This window comes from Dethiosulfovibrio peptidovorans DSM 11002, from assembly GCF_000172975.1.
GTDB lineage: Bacteria > Synergistota > Synergistia > Synergistales > Dethiosulfovibrionaceae > Dethiosulfovibrio > Dethiosulfovibrio peptidovorans.
In genome coordinates this window covers 120,040-135,589 of the sequence record NZ_ABTR02000001.1, presented here as the reverse complement: position 1 = coordinate 135,589, position 15,550 = coordinate 120,040, and the positions used below count along the sequence as shown (strand labels likewise).

Genomic DNA, 15,550 nt, shown 5'->3' with positions numbered 1-15,550 from the left:
TTTAGGGTTCTCAGTCTATGGTGAGCAGATCTCTGTATCTGGGGTATGGCCATATGTCTCCGGCCACCAGTTGCTCTGCGGCGTCGCTCATCCCCCTGATGGCAGCCATCTGAGGGAGGGCCTCCTCCGTTACGGCCTGTGCCCTCTGGGAGAGGTCCATGTTATTGGCCCTCTGCCTCAGGTCGTCCAGGTTCTTTATTCCAGTTATAAGGCCGTTCTTGAGCGTCACCAGCTCTTTCAGAGATTTCTTCCAGGGATCCATGTCCTTGCGGATTTCTTCAGGAAGGGATCCCATGGCTTCCGATTCAAGCGATATCTGTCTGGTGACGGCGGGAAGCACCCCTTCCCTTATCATGGCGGTCATAGTCGCCATCTCGACGTCCATGGCGTTGACGTACTGCTCCGTCCGTATCTCGTGATAGGCCTCCACCTCTCTCTCGGACATTATTCCCAGATCTGCGAAGAGAGATCGGTTTTCCGGGATGAGGTACAGGTCCAAGGCCTCCGGCGTAGTGTTGGCCACCGTGAGCCCTCTTTTGACCGCATCGTTCTGCCACTCGGTAGCGTAGGCGTTGCCCTCGAAACGGACCGCCCTGCTCTCCTTCGCCCCGTGACGTATCGCCTCCAATGCCGCGTCGGTGACGTCCATTCGGCCCTCCGATATCCTGTGTTCGATCATCGACGTCATCTCTTCGATCCCTTTGCTCCACACCGCCAGGAGAACCGTGAGAGGGCCCGCAAGGGCCTGAGGGGCGCCTACCGCCCGGAACTCGAACTTGTTGCCGGTGAAGGCTATGGGAGAGGTCCTGTTTCTGTCCGAATTGTCCGCGACTACCGCCGGAAGTCTGTTGAGCCCCAGGTCTATCAGCGAGCGGGACGGTATCTTGTCCGGAAGGCCCTTTTCTATATTGTCCAATATCTGTGTGAGCAGGTCTCCCAGATAGACGCTCATTATCGCCGGAGGGGCCTCGTGTCCACCTAGACGGTGCATGTTGCCCGGCGAGGCTATGGCTGCCCTCAGAAGCCCTCCGTGTTTGGACACTCCCAGCAGGAAGGCGCTCAGAAAGGTCAGAAACTGAATGTTCCGTCTCTGATTGCTGGACGGCTTGAGCAGATTGCGTCCCTCGCTGTCCCTCAGTGAGAAGTTTAGGTGTTTGCCGCTTCCGTTGACGCCTGCGAAAGGCTTTTCGTGGAGCATCAGCTTGAAGCCGTGTCTGATGGCCATCTTCTTCATTATCTCCATCAGTATGTGGTTCTGGTCGCATCCCAGATTTCCCTCGGCTATGTCGGGGGCGAACTCGAACTGACAGGGGGCGACCTCGTTGTGTCTGGTCTTGAGGATCTGTCCCATTCGGTACATGTCCCTCTCGACGTCCTCCATGTAGGCCAGGGTCCTCGGGTGTATAGAGCCGAAGTAGTGGGCTTCTACGGTCTGCTCCAAGGGCGAGGGAGCCCCTATGAGGGTTCGACCGCATTTCATGATGTCCGGTCTCTTCTTGGCTTTCTCTTCGTCCACCAGGAAGTATTCCTGCTCGCCTCCCACGGTGACGTCCACGGATCTGACGCTCCTGTTGCCGAAGAGCTTGAGCAGACGCATCGATCTATTCCGGACCACGTCGATCGATTTCAACAGAGGGGTCTTCATGTCCAGAGGGGTTCCGTCGTAGGATATAAAGACAGATGGTATGCATAAAGTCGCTCCTTTAGGGCTTCTCACCACGAAGGCCGGGCTGGAGGGGTCCCATGTGCTGTATCCTCTGGCCTCGAAGGTGGACCTTATCCCTCCGGAGGGGAAGGACGAGGCGTCCGGTTCGCTTCGGACCAGCTCCATCCCGCTGAACGAGTCCATAGGGGCTCCCGATTCGTCGGTGGTGAGAAACGCCATGTGCTTTTCGGCGGTCGTCTCGGTTCTTGGAAGGAACCAGTGGGTGTAATGGGTGGCTCCCTTGGAAACCGCCCATTCCTTCATGGCGGTGGCCACGAAATCCGCCACCGATATGTCCAGTTTCTGTCCGCCCTCGATGGCAGTCACAAGTTTGCGATAGATCTCGTCCGGAAGAACTTCCTTCATGGCCTTTCTGTCGAATACGTTCATCCCGAAAATTTCCTTTGGTCTGGATATCTCCATGTTTCTTTCCCCTCCTCGTCTTTAGTTCCTGAGTCTTGCAAAAAAGATGCCCCTTTATACCATCCGTTTCTTTTTTATGCAAGAGGTTTTTCTGTTTTTTGCGATTTTGACGTGGAATCACATGCGTATACATGTAATTTAGTCGTTTTTGGCCATGATGTCTTCGAGGATGGCATGTTTTATCGGGGCGATCTTCGTTTTTTATCGTGATAAAGTATGAGGCTCGATAGAAAAAAAAAACGGTGCTGTTGTAAAATAGACGGTGCATAAGCGATCGAGGAGGGCTTCGATGAAATCCAAGGGACTGCACGTCGCCTACATATCGTTCGTGACCTTTATCGTGGTCGCCGTGGTCTCGGTTTATATGGCCTGGTGGTGGCATACATCCGGGTCTATTCCCGATCTAGTGAACGCCAGGACTGTTTTCTTCAGGGACGATATCCCGGTCAGAGCGGTTTTGATATGGCGGGAGGAACTGGTTACCTCGAGGGTCAGAGGGTCGATCCAATACAGGTACGGCTCATCTCCCGCCGTCGTGGGGAAGGGGGATCTGGTGGGAACCGTCTTGAGAGGCGGGAAGAGCTTTCCCATATACTCTTCTCGCAAGGGATATTTCGTTCCAGGTCTGGACGGTCTCGAGGGCAAATGGAGATATTCTTCCATCTGGCCCGGGTCGGCGTCTTTGCCGGAGCCACCGGGGACCCTCTTTTTCCAGGATCTCTCGGAGATAAGGAGGGACAGGGTCATCGGCAAGCTGATACCCCAACCTCAGATTCTTCGGTGCGTGTTCTACTGTCCTCTGACCGATTCCCTCAGCTCCGACATAGACGGGGGGACCGTGGAGTTCAGGCTGGATCCATTGGGAGTGCCCTACAGGGGGGAGGTCCGGGTTGCTCAGAGGATGGGCCATACCGTCAAGCTTTACGTCAATCTGCCCTTCTTCCCGGCGGAAGTAGTGGCCCGGAGGGAACTCCGGCTTTTCGTCAATGGAGGAGAGGGTAGAGGGGTGGCCGTTCCCGATTCGGCGGTGGTGATACGTCAGGGGGTAAGGGGAGTTTTCGTTCTCTACGGGAACAAGGTCTCCTTCCGGGAGGTCGAGGGGTTCCCTGTGGATGGAGGTCGTTTTATGGTGGAGGCTGGATTAAACCCCGGGAGTCTTGTATTATTGAACGGAATGATCGCTCAAGAGGGGAGGATAAAATTGTGGTAGATCCTGTTGATTGTGAAGTTCAAGTTAGAGAGGTTCTGGACCGTATGGCCGAGGCGGCCTTTCGCTCCGGCAGACGTCCGGAGGAGGTTCGTCTATTAGGGGTCACCAAGACCCATCCGGTCGAGAGGATTCTCCCCGTCGCCAGGACCGGTTTGCTATGGGCCCTGGGCGAGAACAGGGTTCAGGAGGCGGAGGGGAAGATGGAGAATTGGCCGGAGGATCTCTCCATTCCCTGGCATCTGATAGGCCATCTACAGAGAAACAAGGCGAGAAAAGCGATGGCTCTTTTCGACGTGATCCACAGTGTGGATAGCCTGCGTCTGGCCGAGACCCTGGACCGTCTGGCGCTGGAGTTCGATAAGGCCCCTTACGATATAATGATAGAGGTGAACACCTCCGGAGAGGCATCCAAGCATGGTATATCTCCGGAGGAGACCCTGGACCTTCTGGATGGGATTTTCTCTTCCTGCGGTTATTTGAACCCTGTGGGCTTGATGACCGTGGGGCCTCTTTGCGACGATCAAGTCCGTATAGGCAGGGCTTTCGGAGTTCTGAGAGAGCTCAGAGATCAAGCGACGAAGGAGTTCGGACGGTCTCTGCCGGAACTTTCCATGGGAATGAGCGGCGATTTCGAGCTGGCTATAGAAGAGGGAAGCACCATCGTGAGGGTAGGTTCGGCTATTTTCGGAGAGAGGGAACGGAGGCATTAAAGGATATGTTGAATCGGCTTTTCGAGCTTTTGGGTATGACCGACGATTACGACGACGATGATATAGTAATCACATCCCATAAGGAAAACGGCCTTGACAAGGTCCCCCCGATGGTTGAAACCTCTAGGGAGGAACGGCTCGAGAGGGTCATGAGGCCTCTTCCTCCAAAGGCGGAGGTCATCCTGTGCAGAGGGTCGGACTGTCTGGAATTGAAGGACGATCTTCTCTCCGCTCTAAGGCAGGGACGGCTGATACTGATAGACCTTCAGGGCGTCGACCTGGATCTGGGGAACGATCTGTTGACCGCCATAAACGAGGTTATCACGGCTTCCAAGGGTAGTCTGCTCAGAGTATCCAGGAGCAGTTTTCTCGCGACACCGGTGAAGACCGCCTGCGAGGAATGGGTTGCCGGAGAGGAGAGGCAGGAGAATTACTGTGACTAGTCTCGTAACGGTTCTGGACGTCGAGAACGTCTCCTTCTCCAGGACCATAAGAGGCTATAATCCCGACGAGGTCGAGGACTTTCTCGATCAGGTCGCCGATACCCTTCAGTATTCGGCGGAACGTCAGGCCGAGTTGGAGCAGGAGATCAGAAGGATTCAGGAAAAGATGGGAGAATACGATACTCTAAGGGATTCCCTTCAGGAGGCCCTGCTAATGGCTCAGAGAAGCTCGGAGGAACGGCTCGGATCGGCCAGGAAGGAGGCCGATGCCATAGTGGCGGAGGCGAGAAGCCGAGCCGAGGGCATCATTAACGAGGCCAGAGGCAAGAAAGACGACCTCCTGCGACAGTGCGACGAGGCTCGTAAGACCAAGGAGATGTTTCTGGCCGATTTCAGGTCTCTTCTGGCCCGTTTCAGCAGTCTTGTCGAGGGATCGGACAGAGAGGAGGAGGGCTCCTTTCCGTGACCGTTTTGGACAGTTCCATCCGGTATCTCAACGGAGTAGGTCCCGTCAAGGCGTCCCGGCTGGAAAGGCTGGGAGTTCGCACTTTGGGGGACCTGCTCTTTTTTTTCCCCCGTCGCTACGAGGATAGACGACGGATAGTGTCTTTGAAGGATCTTCAGGCCGATACCGTGGCGGCCTCCATCGTCACGGTGGTGTCCACCGACAGCCGTCTGTCCGTTAAAAAGAGGATCTCTCTGACCAGAGCTATCGTGAGCGACGGCCACGGCCTGGCATCCGCTCTATGGTTCAACCGCAAGGGACTGGATCGTCTGTTGACCTCGGGGACCAGGTTGGCACTCTACGGCAAGGTCGCCAAAGAGGGCGGAATGGCTCAGTTTGTGGCCCCCGAGTTCGAGATCCTCGGGGAGGACGAGGTTCCTGTTCAGATCGGAGGAATCGTCGCCGTATACTCCCTCACCGCCGGCCTCTCAGATCGATGGCTGAGAAAGATTATACATAGATTACTCGATCAGGTTCTGCCCGAACTGGAGGACCATATGCCGGAGTCGCTCCTGAGGGATCTGGACCTGGAGCCCCTCGGTCCGGCCATAAGGGAGATGCACTGCCCCGTCTCTCCGGAGAGCTGGAAAAGAGCCCGACGTCGTCTGGCTTTCGACGAGCTCTTTATGCTTCAGGTCGGCCTTGCCATTCGTAGAAGATCCGTAGGGGAGCTTCGAGGAGCTCCTAGACTTCCTCTGGGAGGCCCTCTCAGACGGAAGATCGAGCATTCCCTCCCGTTCGAGCTCACCGAGGATCAGAGCAGGGTACTGGCCGAGATAGGTAGGGATATGTCCTCGGATGTCACCATGAACCGTCTTCTTCAGGGGGACGTCGGATCCGGTAAGACCGCCGTGGCCACCTTGGCCATGATGCAGGCCGTCGACGGAGGGACCCAGGCGGCTCTTATGGTCCCGACCTCGATATTGGCCCAGCAGCACGCCATAAGGCTGAGGTCCTTCCTGGAGCCTCACGGAGTCAAGGTCGGTCTGCTAACAGGTGGACTTTCGGCCAAGGAACGGAAAGCTCTTCTGAAGGAGATAGCCGAAGGCTCGATCGATCTGGTCATAGGTACTCACGCCGTTATTCAGGAGGACGTGGTCTTTCGCAGGCTCGGTCTGATCGTGATAGACGAACAGCATCGCTTCGGAGTGCTTCAAAGGGGAGCTCTCGGAGGAAAGGGTGAGATGCCCCACGTCTTGGTCATGACCGCCACCCCTATCCCTCGCACTCTGGCCCTGTCGGTGTATGGAGACCTTTCCGTGTCTGTTATAAGGACGATGCCGGAGGGACGGATCCCGGTCAAGACCAGGTGGATAGGGGATCATAAGGTGGACGATCTCTACGGCTTTCTGGACTCGGAGATGGACAGAGGAAGGAGGATCTTCTGGGTCTGTCCCCTCATAGAGGAGAGCGAGCATCTGAACGCCCGTCCTCTGGAGGAGAGGTTCGACTTTCTGGTTCGCCGTTTCGGATCGGAAAGGGTGTCCATGCTTCACGGCAGGATGTCCATGGAGGAGCGACGATCGGTTATGGAGGAATTCGCCTCCGGAGAGAGTCCTCTTCTGGCGTCGACCACTGTGATAGAGGTCGGGGTCGACGTTCCAGAGGCGACTGTTATGGTCATAGAGGGAGCCGAGCGTTTCGGTCTCTCCCAGCTTCATCAGCTAAGAGGAAGGGTCGGACGAAGCGATGAACAGTCCTGGTGTTTCCTGCTGGGAAAGCCGGGAACCCAGGACGGCAACAGACGGCTAGAGGCCATCTGCTCCAGCTCCGATGGATTCGAGGTGGCCGAGGCTGACATGGCGATTAGAGGTCCAGGCGAGATATGCGGGACCAGACAGCACGGGCTCACCGATTTCAAGGTGGCCGATCTGATAAGGGACGAGGATCTGTTGACTTTGGCTAGGCGGATCGCGATCGATATGGTGGGGCGAGACCCCAACCTGGATTCGATTCCGGCAGTGAAGGAGATGGTCTTTAGGATGTACCGGGAGAAGCTGGAGCTTGCCGGTACCGCTTGATCCGGGAGGTGATCTGTTGGATCGACACGAGAGATACCTTCAGAATCTACTGGGAAGAGGGGTATATCCCAGGAAGGAACTTTTCGTCCGGCTGAGGCGAAAGGGGTGCGAGTGGTCCACAGCAGAGGCACTCTTGAATCGCTACGAGGAGCTGGGACTGATAGACGATAGGGCCTACTCTATCCTGTTCGTGGACGGTCATCCCGACTGGTCGATAAGACGTATAAGAGATGAACTTCGCTCCAGAGGAATACCCTCCGATTTCATAGTGGAGGCTATAGAGGAGGCCGATATAGACGAGGAGGAAAGGGCTATCCGTCTGGCCGAGGGGTGGCGTTCCGTCGGAATCGAGAGCCGGAAAATAGAGGCAAGGCTCTTTCGCAGGGGGTTCCCCGGGGACGTCGTCTACAGAGCTCTGGGAGACGACGTCCAGAGACGGGAGCGACCCGATTAGGGATGTCCCTGCCGGAATAGGCGGTCGGCTATCCTGAGGTGGTCCTCTGTGATCTCCATGGCCTTCCTGTCGTCGCCGATCTCAACGGCATTTACCAGCTCTTGGTGTTGAAGCAGTACCTCGTCGGGAAGCCCGGGATTGGCGAAGAGTCTCCTCCTGGTATCCCCGATATACCGCTCCATGAGGAGGGCGACCCCCTCGAAGACCCTGGATAGGAGCTTATTTTTCGCTCCGTCCACCACCGACATATGTAGAAGAGAGTCCCATCTGGCTCCGTCCGAGTCGGTAGAGGATTTCTCCAGCTTCTCCAGTTCTCTGAGGCATTTTCTCATCCTGTCTACGTCCGATTCGTCCCTTCGCCTCGCAGCCAGGCCTGATGCGGGAATCTCGACCAGACGTCTCATCTCCATCAGCTGGTCCATGGTCTCGTGAGGCCACAGCATGACCCCCGATATCACCCCGTCCAGGCTTGAGGCGATGTCCCTTCCTGTGACGTATATTCCCTCTCTGCCCTTTATATCCAGTATGCCCATGCCCTCCATGGTGACCAGAGCCTCTCTCAGGAGGCCTCTGCTCACACCTAGGGTCTCGGCGAAATCCCTCTCGGAGGGGAGTTTTCCTAAGGGGAACTCCCCTCCTTCTATCAGCTCGGCTATTCTATCTATAAGGTTCTTCCTCTTGCTTTCCATCTTGGTCCATCTCCTCCGTGTAGGTCCTATTCGGTGTTGTCAAGCGATCCCTATTCTAATATAATGTCCTCGGTTTTGGTAGTACCATTGGTCCAACCAAGAAGGGGAGGTACGAAGAAGATGAGAAAATCTGTGATGTGCGCTTTGGCCGCTATGTTGGTCGTTTCCGCTGTGAGCACCGGGTTCGCCAAGGAAAGAACCCTCAAGCTGGCCCACGTGGTCAACGAACAGGACGCCTTTCACGTGTGTGCCCTGAAGTTCAAGGAAGTGGTGGAGGCCGGCGGCGAGGATCTGAAGGTTACCATTTTCCCCAACGCCAAATTAGGTGATGAGAGGACCCTTCTGGAGAACATGAGGATGGGAGTGGTGGATGCGGCGATCATAACCGGAGGTCCGATCATCAACTTCATGCCTCAGTTCGGCGTGTTCGACCTGCCTTTTCTCTTCCGGGATACCGACCACGCCTATGCGGTGTTGGACGGCCCGGTGGGACAGAAAATGCTGGACGATATGGAGAAGTTCGGATGGAAGGGACTTGCCTATGGAGAGAGGGGATTCCGCAACCTCACCAACAGCGTGAGGCCGGTGAAGGAGCCGGAGGACATGAAGGGGCTCAAGATAAGGCTTATGCAGAACCCGGTTTACGTAGAGAGCTTCAAGACCCTTGGAGCTAATGCCGTGCCCATGGCATGGACCGAGGCCCTTACGGCTCTTCAACAGGGAACCATTGACGGACAGGAAAATCCTCTGAACGTGATAGTTTCCTTCAAGCTCTACGAGAGCCAGAAGTATCTTTCTTTGACCAGACACGCCTACGCTCCGAACGTCATAATGATGAGCATGGCTACATGGAAGAAGCTCTCTGCCTCGCAGCATGAGTTGATTGAGAACGCCGCCAAGGCTGCCTCCAGGGCGAACAGGGACCTGGACAACCAGAAGGCCGCCGAGTGGCTTCAGTTTCTGAAGGATCAGGGCATGGAGGTTACGGAGCCGGATCTTGCGGCTTTCCGAGAGGCTGTAAAACCCATATACGACAAATATAACGATAAGTTCGGTGCCGAGACGATCAAGACCATCGTCGACACGAAATAAAAACAATGGCTTTCGTTACTGTCTTGAGTGATAGGGTGAACAGGGCCTGCGAGGTCCTCCTGTTCGTCCTCATGATAGCTATGGTGGCCCTGACGACCGCTCAGATATTCTGCCGGATATTCGGGGACGCCCTCATATGGTCCGAGGAGCTGGTACGGTTCATGCTTGTTGGAGCCTCGCTGGTAGGAGCCGCCGTTGCCTTTTACCGGGGAAGTCATATATCGATAACTTTTCTTACAGAGAGGCTTCCCCGGCCTCTGCGGCTTTTCGTGGCGGTGTTGGTGCAGTCCATGGCTGTGGCTTTCTTCGTGATAGTTGGCTGGTACGGAGGGGCTCTGATGGAGAGTGAGGCCTTTCAGACGACTCCGGCTTTGGGCATATCGATGAGGTGGGTTTACGCCATGTACCCTTTTTTCTGTGTCGTGGTGATTATTCATCTCGTAGTCGGTTTCAAGTGTCTCTTTGAGGGGGATTCCTGATGGGGTTCGTGTTGGGAGGCGCTTTTTTCCTGCTGATGGCGCTGGGGATGCCGATAGGCCTGGCCATAGGGGTGGCTGCCACTATAGTCCTGCTGCTCAACGGTCTGCCTCTTCAGATGGTGCCTCAGATGATGTTCACGGGGAATAACTCTTTTGCCCTGGTGGCAGTTCCATTCTTTATATTGGCCGGTGATATCCTGGCCAAGGGGGGCATTTCCGAGAGGATCGTGGCGTTTGCCGAGGCATCTCTGGGCAGGATCAGAGGAGGGCTCTCGATAGTCTCCACGGTGGCCTCCATGTTCATAGCGGCCATCTCCGGCTCCGGCGCGGCGACTACCGCCGCTGTGGGTTCGGCTCTTCTGCCGGAGCTGAAGGAAAAGGGTTATGATCTGGATTTTTCCGCCGCTCTTATCGCTGCGTCGGGGACCATCGGAGTGGTTATACCGCCCAGCGTTCCGATGGTGCTCTATGCCGTTATAGCCGGGGAGTCGGTGGCGAAGCTTTTTATGGCTGGGTTTATTCCCGGAGCTCTTATGGGAACCGGGCTTATTCTCCTGGCTCTCCATGTGGCCAAGAAGAGAAACTACCCTGCCGCCGATCCCGTGCCTAAGGAGGAGAAGAGGCGGCGTTTCAAGGATTCGATATGGGGCCTGATGACTCCTGTGATAATACTAGGGGGAATCTTTTCCGGTTTCTTCACCCCTTCGGAGGCGGCGGCCATAGCCGTGGTGTATTCCCTGGGAGTCGCTTTCTTCGTCTATCGTTCCATGGATTGGAAGAAGTTCTATCGCCTGGTGGTGGGGGCGGGGGTTACCTCGTCTTTGATTATGTTCATCATAGCGACGTCCAAGCTTTTCGGATGGGGATTGGCCTTTTACGAGGTCCCGGAAGCTATTGCCAGTGCCTTGTTAGGCGTGGCCGGAGGCAATGAGGCCATGGTGTATCTGATGATACTGGTGATCGTGCTACTGGCCGGTATGGTGATGGAGACAGCTTCGGCATTGATAATACTTACCCCGATCTTTCTGCCCACGGTAATTCAGATGGGAGGAGATCTGATCCATTTCGGCGTGATGATAGCGGTTGGACTGGCTATCGGTATGGCCACGCCTCCGGTGGCTATAGATATCTACGTCGCCAGCGCCATAACGGGGCTGTCTGTGGAGGAGATAAGCCGCCCTATAGTTCCTATGGTTCTGGTGCTTATGGCTGTGCTTTTGTTGACCACCTACGTTCCGTGGCTGACGGTTTTTCTGCCCAGTCTGATATGGGGTTAACCTAAAGGGGGATTTAACTTGAACAGCGATTTCGTAAAGAAGGGGTTCGAGAGGGCTCCTCATCGATCCTTGATGAAGGCAAACGGTTACACCGATTGGGAGATCGACCGTCCCTGGATAGGGATCGTCAACGCCTATAACTCGATCATTCCGGGGCATATTCACCTCAACCGCATAGCCGGAGCGGTGAAAGCCGGCGTCTATGCGGCAGGAGGTCTACCTCTGGAGTTCCCCGTAATAGGGGTGTGCGACGGAATAGCCATGGGGCACAAGGGGATGAAGTTCTCCCTTCCAAGCAGAGAGTTGATAAAGGACTCTATAGAGCTTATGACCCAGGCCCACGGTCTGGACGGTCTTGTTCTTGTGACAAACTGCGATAAAATCATTCCGGCCATGGCGATGGCGGCGGCCACTCTGGATATACCTTCCATAGTGATCAGCGGAGGTGCCATGTTGGCAGGTTCCTCACCCGGTTGTGCCACCGACCTGAGCACGGTATTCGAGGCGGTGGGGAAAAAGGCGGTCGATCAGATATCCGATAAGGAGCTTCTCGAGCTAGAGGATTCGGCCTGTCCTACCTGCGGTTCCTGTTCGGGAATGTTCACCGCCAACACCATGAACTGCATGATGGAGGCTTTGGGACTTGCACTTCCATGGAATGGAACCATTCCAGCCGTGTTTGCCGCCAGGGATCGTCTGGCCAAGGACGCCGGCAGACAGATCATGGAACTGTTGGAGAAGGATATCAGGCCCAGCAAGATATTGACGAAAAAGGCCTTCGAGAACGCTGTGGCGGTCGATATGGCTTTGGGAGGTTCCACCAACACGGCTCTCCATCTTCCCGCCGTCGCCCACTCTGCCGGGGTTGTACTAACCTTGGAGGACATGGACGCCATCAGTCGCCGTACACCTCACCTGTGCAGCATGAGCCCTGGCGGAGCCCATCATATAGAGGATCTCTGGAAGGCCGGAGGAATCCAGGCTGTGCTGAAAGAGCTCCTGGACGCCGATCTTATCCACGGAGATTCGATCACCTGCACCGGTCGTACCGTGGCGGAGAACGTGGCTGAAGCGGAGATCAAGGACAGGTCGGTTATCCATCCCGTCTCCGATCCTGTTGACCCCGAGGGTGGTATAGCCGTCCTCAAGGGAACGCTGGCTCCCGACGGAGCTGTGGTCAAACAGACCGCCGTATCTCCCGAGATGATGCGTCACAGAGGGCCAGCCAGGGTTTTCGAGTCGGAGGAGGCAGCAGGAGAGGCCATAATGAAAGGCCTCATCTCCGACGGAGACGTTATCGTCATCCGTTACGAGGGGCCTAAGGGTGGTCCTGGAATGAGGGAGATGCTTGCTCCCACCTCGGCGATAATGGGAAGAGGTCAGGGCGGCTCGGTGGCTCTCATAACCGACGGGCGTTTCTCCGGGGCCACCAGAGGAGCCTCCATAGGACACGTGTCGCCGGAAGCCGCCGCAGGAGGACCTATAGGGCTTGTCGAAGACGGCGACGAGATAGTGATAGATATACCTGCCAGAAAATTGGATCTGATGGTTGATGCCGATGAATTGGAACGCCGCAAGAGGGAATGGACCCCAACGATGCAGCCAGGGGCCACCTCGTATCTGGAGCGCTACAGGGCTTTCGTGACGTCCGGCAACAGAGGGGCGGTTTTTCAGGACTGATCCCTACGGGGCTCGTAGGATACTTGACAAATAAAGTTGGGTATAGTATCCTCCTATCACGGAGGGTGATGTAGATGAAGCTGTCGACTAAAACCAGATATGGACTCAGGGCGATGATAGACTTGGCTCGAGGCTACGGTACCGGTCGTCCTATATCGATAAGCGAGGTCGCCAAGAACCAGACTCTGTCCGAGAGCTATCTGGAGCAGCTTTTCTCCAAGCTCCGGAAATCCGGTCTGGTATCCAGCGTCAGAGGCGCTCAGGGAGGGTATCTTCTGAGTAGAGATCCTAAAGAGATCCTTACCTCGGAGATAATAGATTCTCTAGAGGGGCCCATCAGCCTGGCCGATTGCGTGGACTACGGTACCTGCGAGCGAGGAGGCTGCTGTCCAGCCAGGTTTCTTTGGGAAAAGGTGAGCGACAGCATAGAGAGGGTTACGTCGTCTACTACCCTTTGGGATATAATTGAGGAATACGACCGAGAGTGTACCGGTTGATATCGAAGAGGGGGGCGTCAGCCCCCCTCTTTTTTTAAGCGTAAGTCCGCCGTCAGGTTGCCTTGACGTCGTGTAGGGTTACTATAGCTTAAATCTTCCCATGTCTTCTCTGAGTTTTTCGGTATTTTCCATGAGGTCCTCCGAGTCGAATACCATGCTTTTCGCTATTTCAAGGGTTTTCTCCGAGGAGTCTCCTACAGTACGTATCCTATCCACCATCTGAGCTACCGTGGATGTGACGCTGTCCAAGACCAAGGCCATCTCTTTGCTGGAGGCTGCCTGTTCCTGAGATACGGCGGCTATGTCCTGTATGGCTTCGTTTAGATCGCGGATATCCTTTATTGATTCTTCCATGTAGTTTTTAGTATCTTGAGCCAGGATTAGAGCTTCGGACATGTCGGAGGCGTTTTCTTTGGTCATCTCCATGGATGCTTTTGTCTGAGACTGTAGATTTCCTATCAGTCCGTCTATGCTTCCGGCTGCTACGGAGGATTCCTCCGCCAGTTTTCGGACTTCCTCGGCGACCACGGCGAAACCCTTTCCGGCCTCTCCCGCTCTGGCCGCCTCTATGGCGGCGTTGAGTGCCAATAGGTTGGTCTGATCGGCGATTTTAGTTATCGTTTCGACGAAGGACGATATGGAACCGACCGATTCTCCCAGTTGCTCCATGTCCGAGGAGCCGCTGCGCGAGGCTTGCTCCGCCAAGGTTACCTTCTCCATAAGGCTAGACATATGGGATGCAGATTTTTCCGCCCGGTCAGAGGTCCTGGCGGCGATCTCCGCTCCGTCGGTGGTCCTCTCCGCCACGGAGATTGCCCCTCCGGATATCTCCTCTATGCCGGCGTTAGCCTGTTCCAGAGAGGCGGAGCTTGTCTCCAGATCGTTTATCAACTGGAACACTGCCGTTCGGACTTTTTCCATCGCTCTGGCTGTGGCGTCGCTTCGTTCCGTTATGGATCGGGCTTTTTCCGATGTCCTATCGGACTGGTTTCTGGCTTGTCCTATCATGTCCCTTTGGGCTTCGAGCATCAGGGCCAATGATCGGGCCAGTTCTCCAACTTCGTCTTTCGCCATAGGGCCGAAATCGCCCTCTCTGGCGGAAATATCTCCGCTTCCGGCTTTCCCTGCTATGGAAGCCACGTTTCTGACAGGGTCGGTTATCCTTCTGGATATATACCATATAAGACATGCCAAAAAGATCAGTGAGACAGCGGCGACCACAGCCAAGGTCACGGTGAGTTTCCTGATAGGAGCCATGGCCTTCCCCATGGGAAAAACCAGCTCGAATATCCAGGGTCTGTCCACTCCCTGTATGGAGATGGGGACGTATTGATGTAGCATAGATTCTCCCTGATGATCCGAGGTTATAGAGTAGGTTTTTTCCTGTAAGATCTCTTCTATGATTCGGTCTAGTTTGATGTTATCGCTTCTCTCTCCCAAGAGCTCATCCTCGGGAGATGCAACGTAGATTCCCTGATCGGTGAGGATGGAGGCGTAGCCGGTGTCCAGAGGGGTTATGTTTTCGACTATTTCCCTTATCCCTGAGAGTTCCAACTCAGAGTAAATGGCCCCTAGGAATTCACCTCTGTGTATTATGGGTATACCGTAGTCCACGACAGTGACCTTGTCGCCTTCGAATGTCCATGTAGCGGGAGGAAAGATCCTTGCCCTACCAGAGTCCTTTATATCGAGGTAAAAACCTCCCGGTTTCAGGTAGCCTCCCTGGGCTGTGCAGGGCTGTATGGTGGCCTTTGACCCTGAGCGGGCGACCCACGGTGTGTATCTTCCGTCGTCGTTATATCCTGGTTTGCCTCTGTAGACATGGTCTTTGCCGTCGAGTAAGTTGGGTTCCCATACAGTGTATAGACCGAATATAAATGGGTCTCCTTCCAGGGTGCTCCTGAGCAGGCTGTCGTACTGTTCCCTGGTGGCTCCGGTTTCCCGGAGGCCGATAAATCCGTCCCGAAGTTTTTCTGCCGTCTGGGTGAGATGAATAAGGTCGTTTTGAACCTGGTTTGCATATCGAAAGGTAGTAGTCAGTACGTTGTCCTCCAGTTGGCTCATGTAGGTTTTCCTGACTGCCGTTCCTACCACCGATATGACGGTTAAAAAGACCAGCGTTACCGGTACGATGATCCAGAGCGACATTTTTCCTCTGAGGCTCATATATATTCCTCCGATCGAAATCTCTTTAAGGGCATCTCTAAAAACGCTGATCCTCGTAGAGGTCGTCCCGACGGAGCCCGTTCGAGCCCGTCTTTTCGACCTGCCGTCGTGTAGTACGAATGGGGCGACAGGACGTCGCCCCAAGCCGAGGGGGCACAGGACGTGCCCTCCGAGACGGTCCGTACGAAACAGGCAGGTC

14 protein-coding genes are annotated in these 15,550 nt (G+C 55.3%); 11 read left to right on the top strand and 3 right to left on the bottom strand.

What is annotated here, in order from left to right; all coding sequences use genetic code 11:
* Positions 1-10 precede the first annotated feature (10 nt).
* Positions 11-2,128, bottom strand: coding sequence for a glutamine synthetase III family protein (locus DPEP_RS00715; RefSeq protein WP_005658715.1), 2,118 nt, complete (start codon positions 2,126-2,128; stop codon positions 11-13).
* 289 nt (positions 2,129-2,417) lie between these two features.
* On the opposite strand from DPEP_RS00715, the gene DPEP_RS00710 reads away from it, so the two are divergent.
* The 6 genes from DPEP_RS00710 to DPEP_RS00685 are packed head-to-tail and all read left to right on the top strand — an operon-like array spanning position 2,418 to position 7,471.
* Positions 2,418-3,338 (top strand): efflux RND transporter periplasmic adaptor subunit, encoded by a 921-nt coding sequence (locus DPEP_RS00710; RefSeq protein WP_005658713.1) that lies wholly within the window; start codon positions 2,418-2,420, stop codon positions 3,336-3,338.
* Entirely contained in the window at positions 3,332-4,048 is a 717-nt protein-coding gene (locus DPEP_RS00705) for a YggS family pyridoxal phosphate-dependent enzyme (protein WP_005658712.1), read from the top strand. The genes DPEP_RS00710 and DPEP_RS00705 overlap by 7 nt, the downstream gene beginning before the upstream one ends.
* Before the next feature lie 5 nt (positions 4,049-4,053).
* Positions 4,054-4,491, top strand: coding sequence for a cell division protein SepF (locus tag DPEP_RS00700; RefSeq protein WP_005658711.1), 438 nt, complete (start codon positions 4,054-4,056; stop codon positions 4,489-4,491).
* Entirely contained in the window at positions 4,484-4,957 is a 474-nt protein-coding gene (locus tag DPEP_RS00695; protein WP_005658709.1) for a DivIVA domain-containing protein, read from the top strand. The genes DPEP_RS00700 and DPEP_RS00695 overlap by 8 nt, the downstream gene beginning before the upstream one ends.
* A complete protein-coding gene (recG, locus tag DPEP_RS00690; RefSeq protein WP_005658708.1) occupies positions 4,954-7,017 on the top strand; it encodes an ATP-dependent DNA helicase RecG in 2,064 nt (687 codons plus the stop codon). The genes DPEP_RS00695 and recG overlap by 4 nt, the downstream gene beginning before the upstream one ends.
* A 16-nt stretch (positions 7,018-7,033) precedes the next feature.
* Complete coding sequence (locus DPEP_RS00685; RefSeq protein ID WP_005658706.1) at positions 7,034-7,471, top strand: regulatory protein RecX; 438 nt, start codon at positions 7,034-7,036, stop codon at positions 7,469-7,471.
* Here the strand turns inward: DPEP_RS00685 and DPEP_RS00680 are convergent.
* Positions 7,468-8,160, bottom strand: a complete 693-nt coding sequence (locus tag DPEP_RS00680) for a FadR/GntR family transcriptional regulator (protein WP_005658705.1) — start codon at positions 8,158-8,160, stop codon at positions 7,468-7,470. The genes DPEP_RS00685 and DPEP_RS00680 overlap by 4 nt on opposite strands.
* Positions 8,161-8,280: 120 nt before the next feature.
* Here DPEP_RS00680 and DPEP_RS00675 point away from each other — a divergent pair, with 120 nt between their 5' ends.
* The 5 genes from DPEP_RS00675 to DPEP_RS00655 all read left to right on the top strand — a co-directional run bounded on the left by DPEP_RS00675 (position 8,281) and on the right by DPEP_RS00655 (position 13,185).
* Complete coding sequence (locus DPEP_RS00675) at positions 8,281-9,252, top strand: TRAP transporter substrate-binding protein (protein ID WP_005658703.1); 972 nt, start codon at positions 8,281-8,283, stop codon at positions 9,250-9,252.
* Positions 9,253-9,257: 5 nt separating this feature from the next.
* Entirely contained in the window at positions 9,258-9,731 is a 474-nt protein-coding gene (locus DPEP_RS00670) for a TRAP transporter small permease (RefSeq protein ID WP_005658701.1), read from the top strand.
* Positions 9,731-11,008 (top strand): TRAP transporter large permease, encoded by a 1,278-nt coding sequence (locus DPEP_RS00665; RefSeq protein WP_005658700.1) that lies wholly within the window; start codon positions 9,731-9,733, stop codon positions 11,006-11,008. Before DPEP_RS00670 ends, DPEP_RS00665 begins: the two co-directional genes overlap by 1 nt.
* An 18-nt stretch (positions 11,009-11,026) precedes the next feature.
* Positions 11,027-12,688, top strand: coding sequence for a dihydroxy-acid dehydratase (ilvD, locus tag DPEP_RS00660; RefSeq protein ID WP_005658699.1), 1,662 nt, complete (start codon positions 11,027-11,029; stop codon positions 12,686-12,688).
* Positions 12,689-12,762: 74 nt separating this feature from the next.
* Positions 12,763-13,185, top strand: a complete 423-nt coding sequence (locus tag DPEP_RS00655; RefSeq protein WP_005658698.1) for an RrF2 family transcriptional regulator — start codon at positions 12,763-12,765, stop codon at positions 13,183-13,185.
* An 81-nt stretch (positions 13,186-13,266) separates the two neighbouring features.
* Here DPEP_RS00655 and DPEP_RS00650 read toward each other — a convergent pair whose 3' ends face one another.
* A complete protein-coding gene (locus tag DPEP_RS00650) occupies positions 13,267-15,351 on the bottom strand; it encodes a methyl-accepting chemotaxis protein (RefSeq protein ID WP_005658696.1) in 2,085 nt (694 codons plus the stop codon).
* Between the last annotated feature and the right edge of the window lie 199 nt (positions 15,352-15,550).

Bases quoted from the DNA above. Each gene is read 5' to 3' on its own strand.
- DPEP_RS00665 (WP_005658700.1), top strand. From the start codon at position 9,731: ATGGGGTTCGTGTTGGGAGGCGCTTTTTTCCTGCTGATGGCGCTGGGG.
- DPEP_RS00675 (WP_005658703.1), top strand. From the start codon at position 8,281: ATGAGAAAATCTGTGATGTGCGCTTTGGCCGCTATGTTGGTCGTTTCC.
- DPEP_RS00680 (WP_005658705.1), bottom strand. From the start codon at position 8,160: ATGGAAAGCAAGAGGAAGAACCTTATAGATAGAATAGCCGAGCTGATA.
- DPEP_RS00655 (WP_005658698.1), top strand. From the start codon at position 12,763: ATGAAGCTGTCGACTAAAACCAGATATGGACTCAGGGCGATGATAGAC.
- DPEP_RS00700 (WP_005658711.1), top strand. From the start codon at position 4,054: ATGTTGAATCGGCTTTTCGAGCTTTTGGGTATGACCGACGATTACGAC.
- DPEP_RS00715 (WP_005658715.1), bottom strand. From the start codon at position 2,128: ATGGAGATATCCAGACCAAAGGAAATTTTCGGGATGAACGTATTCGAC.
- DPEP_RS00710 (WP_005658713.1), top strand. From the start codon at position 2,418: ATGAAATCCAAGGGACTGCACGTCGCCTACATATCGTTCGTGACCTTT.
- DPEP_RS00650 (WP_005658696.1), bottom strand. From the start codon at position 15,351: ATGAGCCTCAGAGGAAAAATGTCGCTCTGGATCATCGTACCGGTAACG.
- DPEP_RS00670 (WP_005658701.1), top strand. From the start codon at position 9,258: ATGGCTTTCGTTACTGTCTTGAGTGATAGGGTGAACAGGGCCTGCGAG.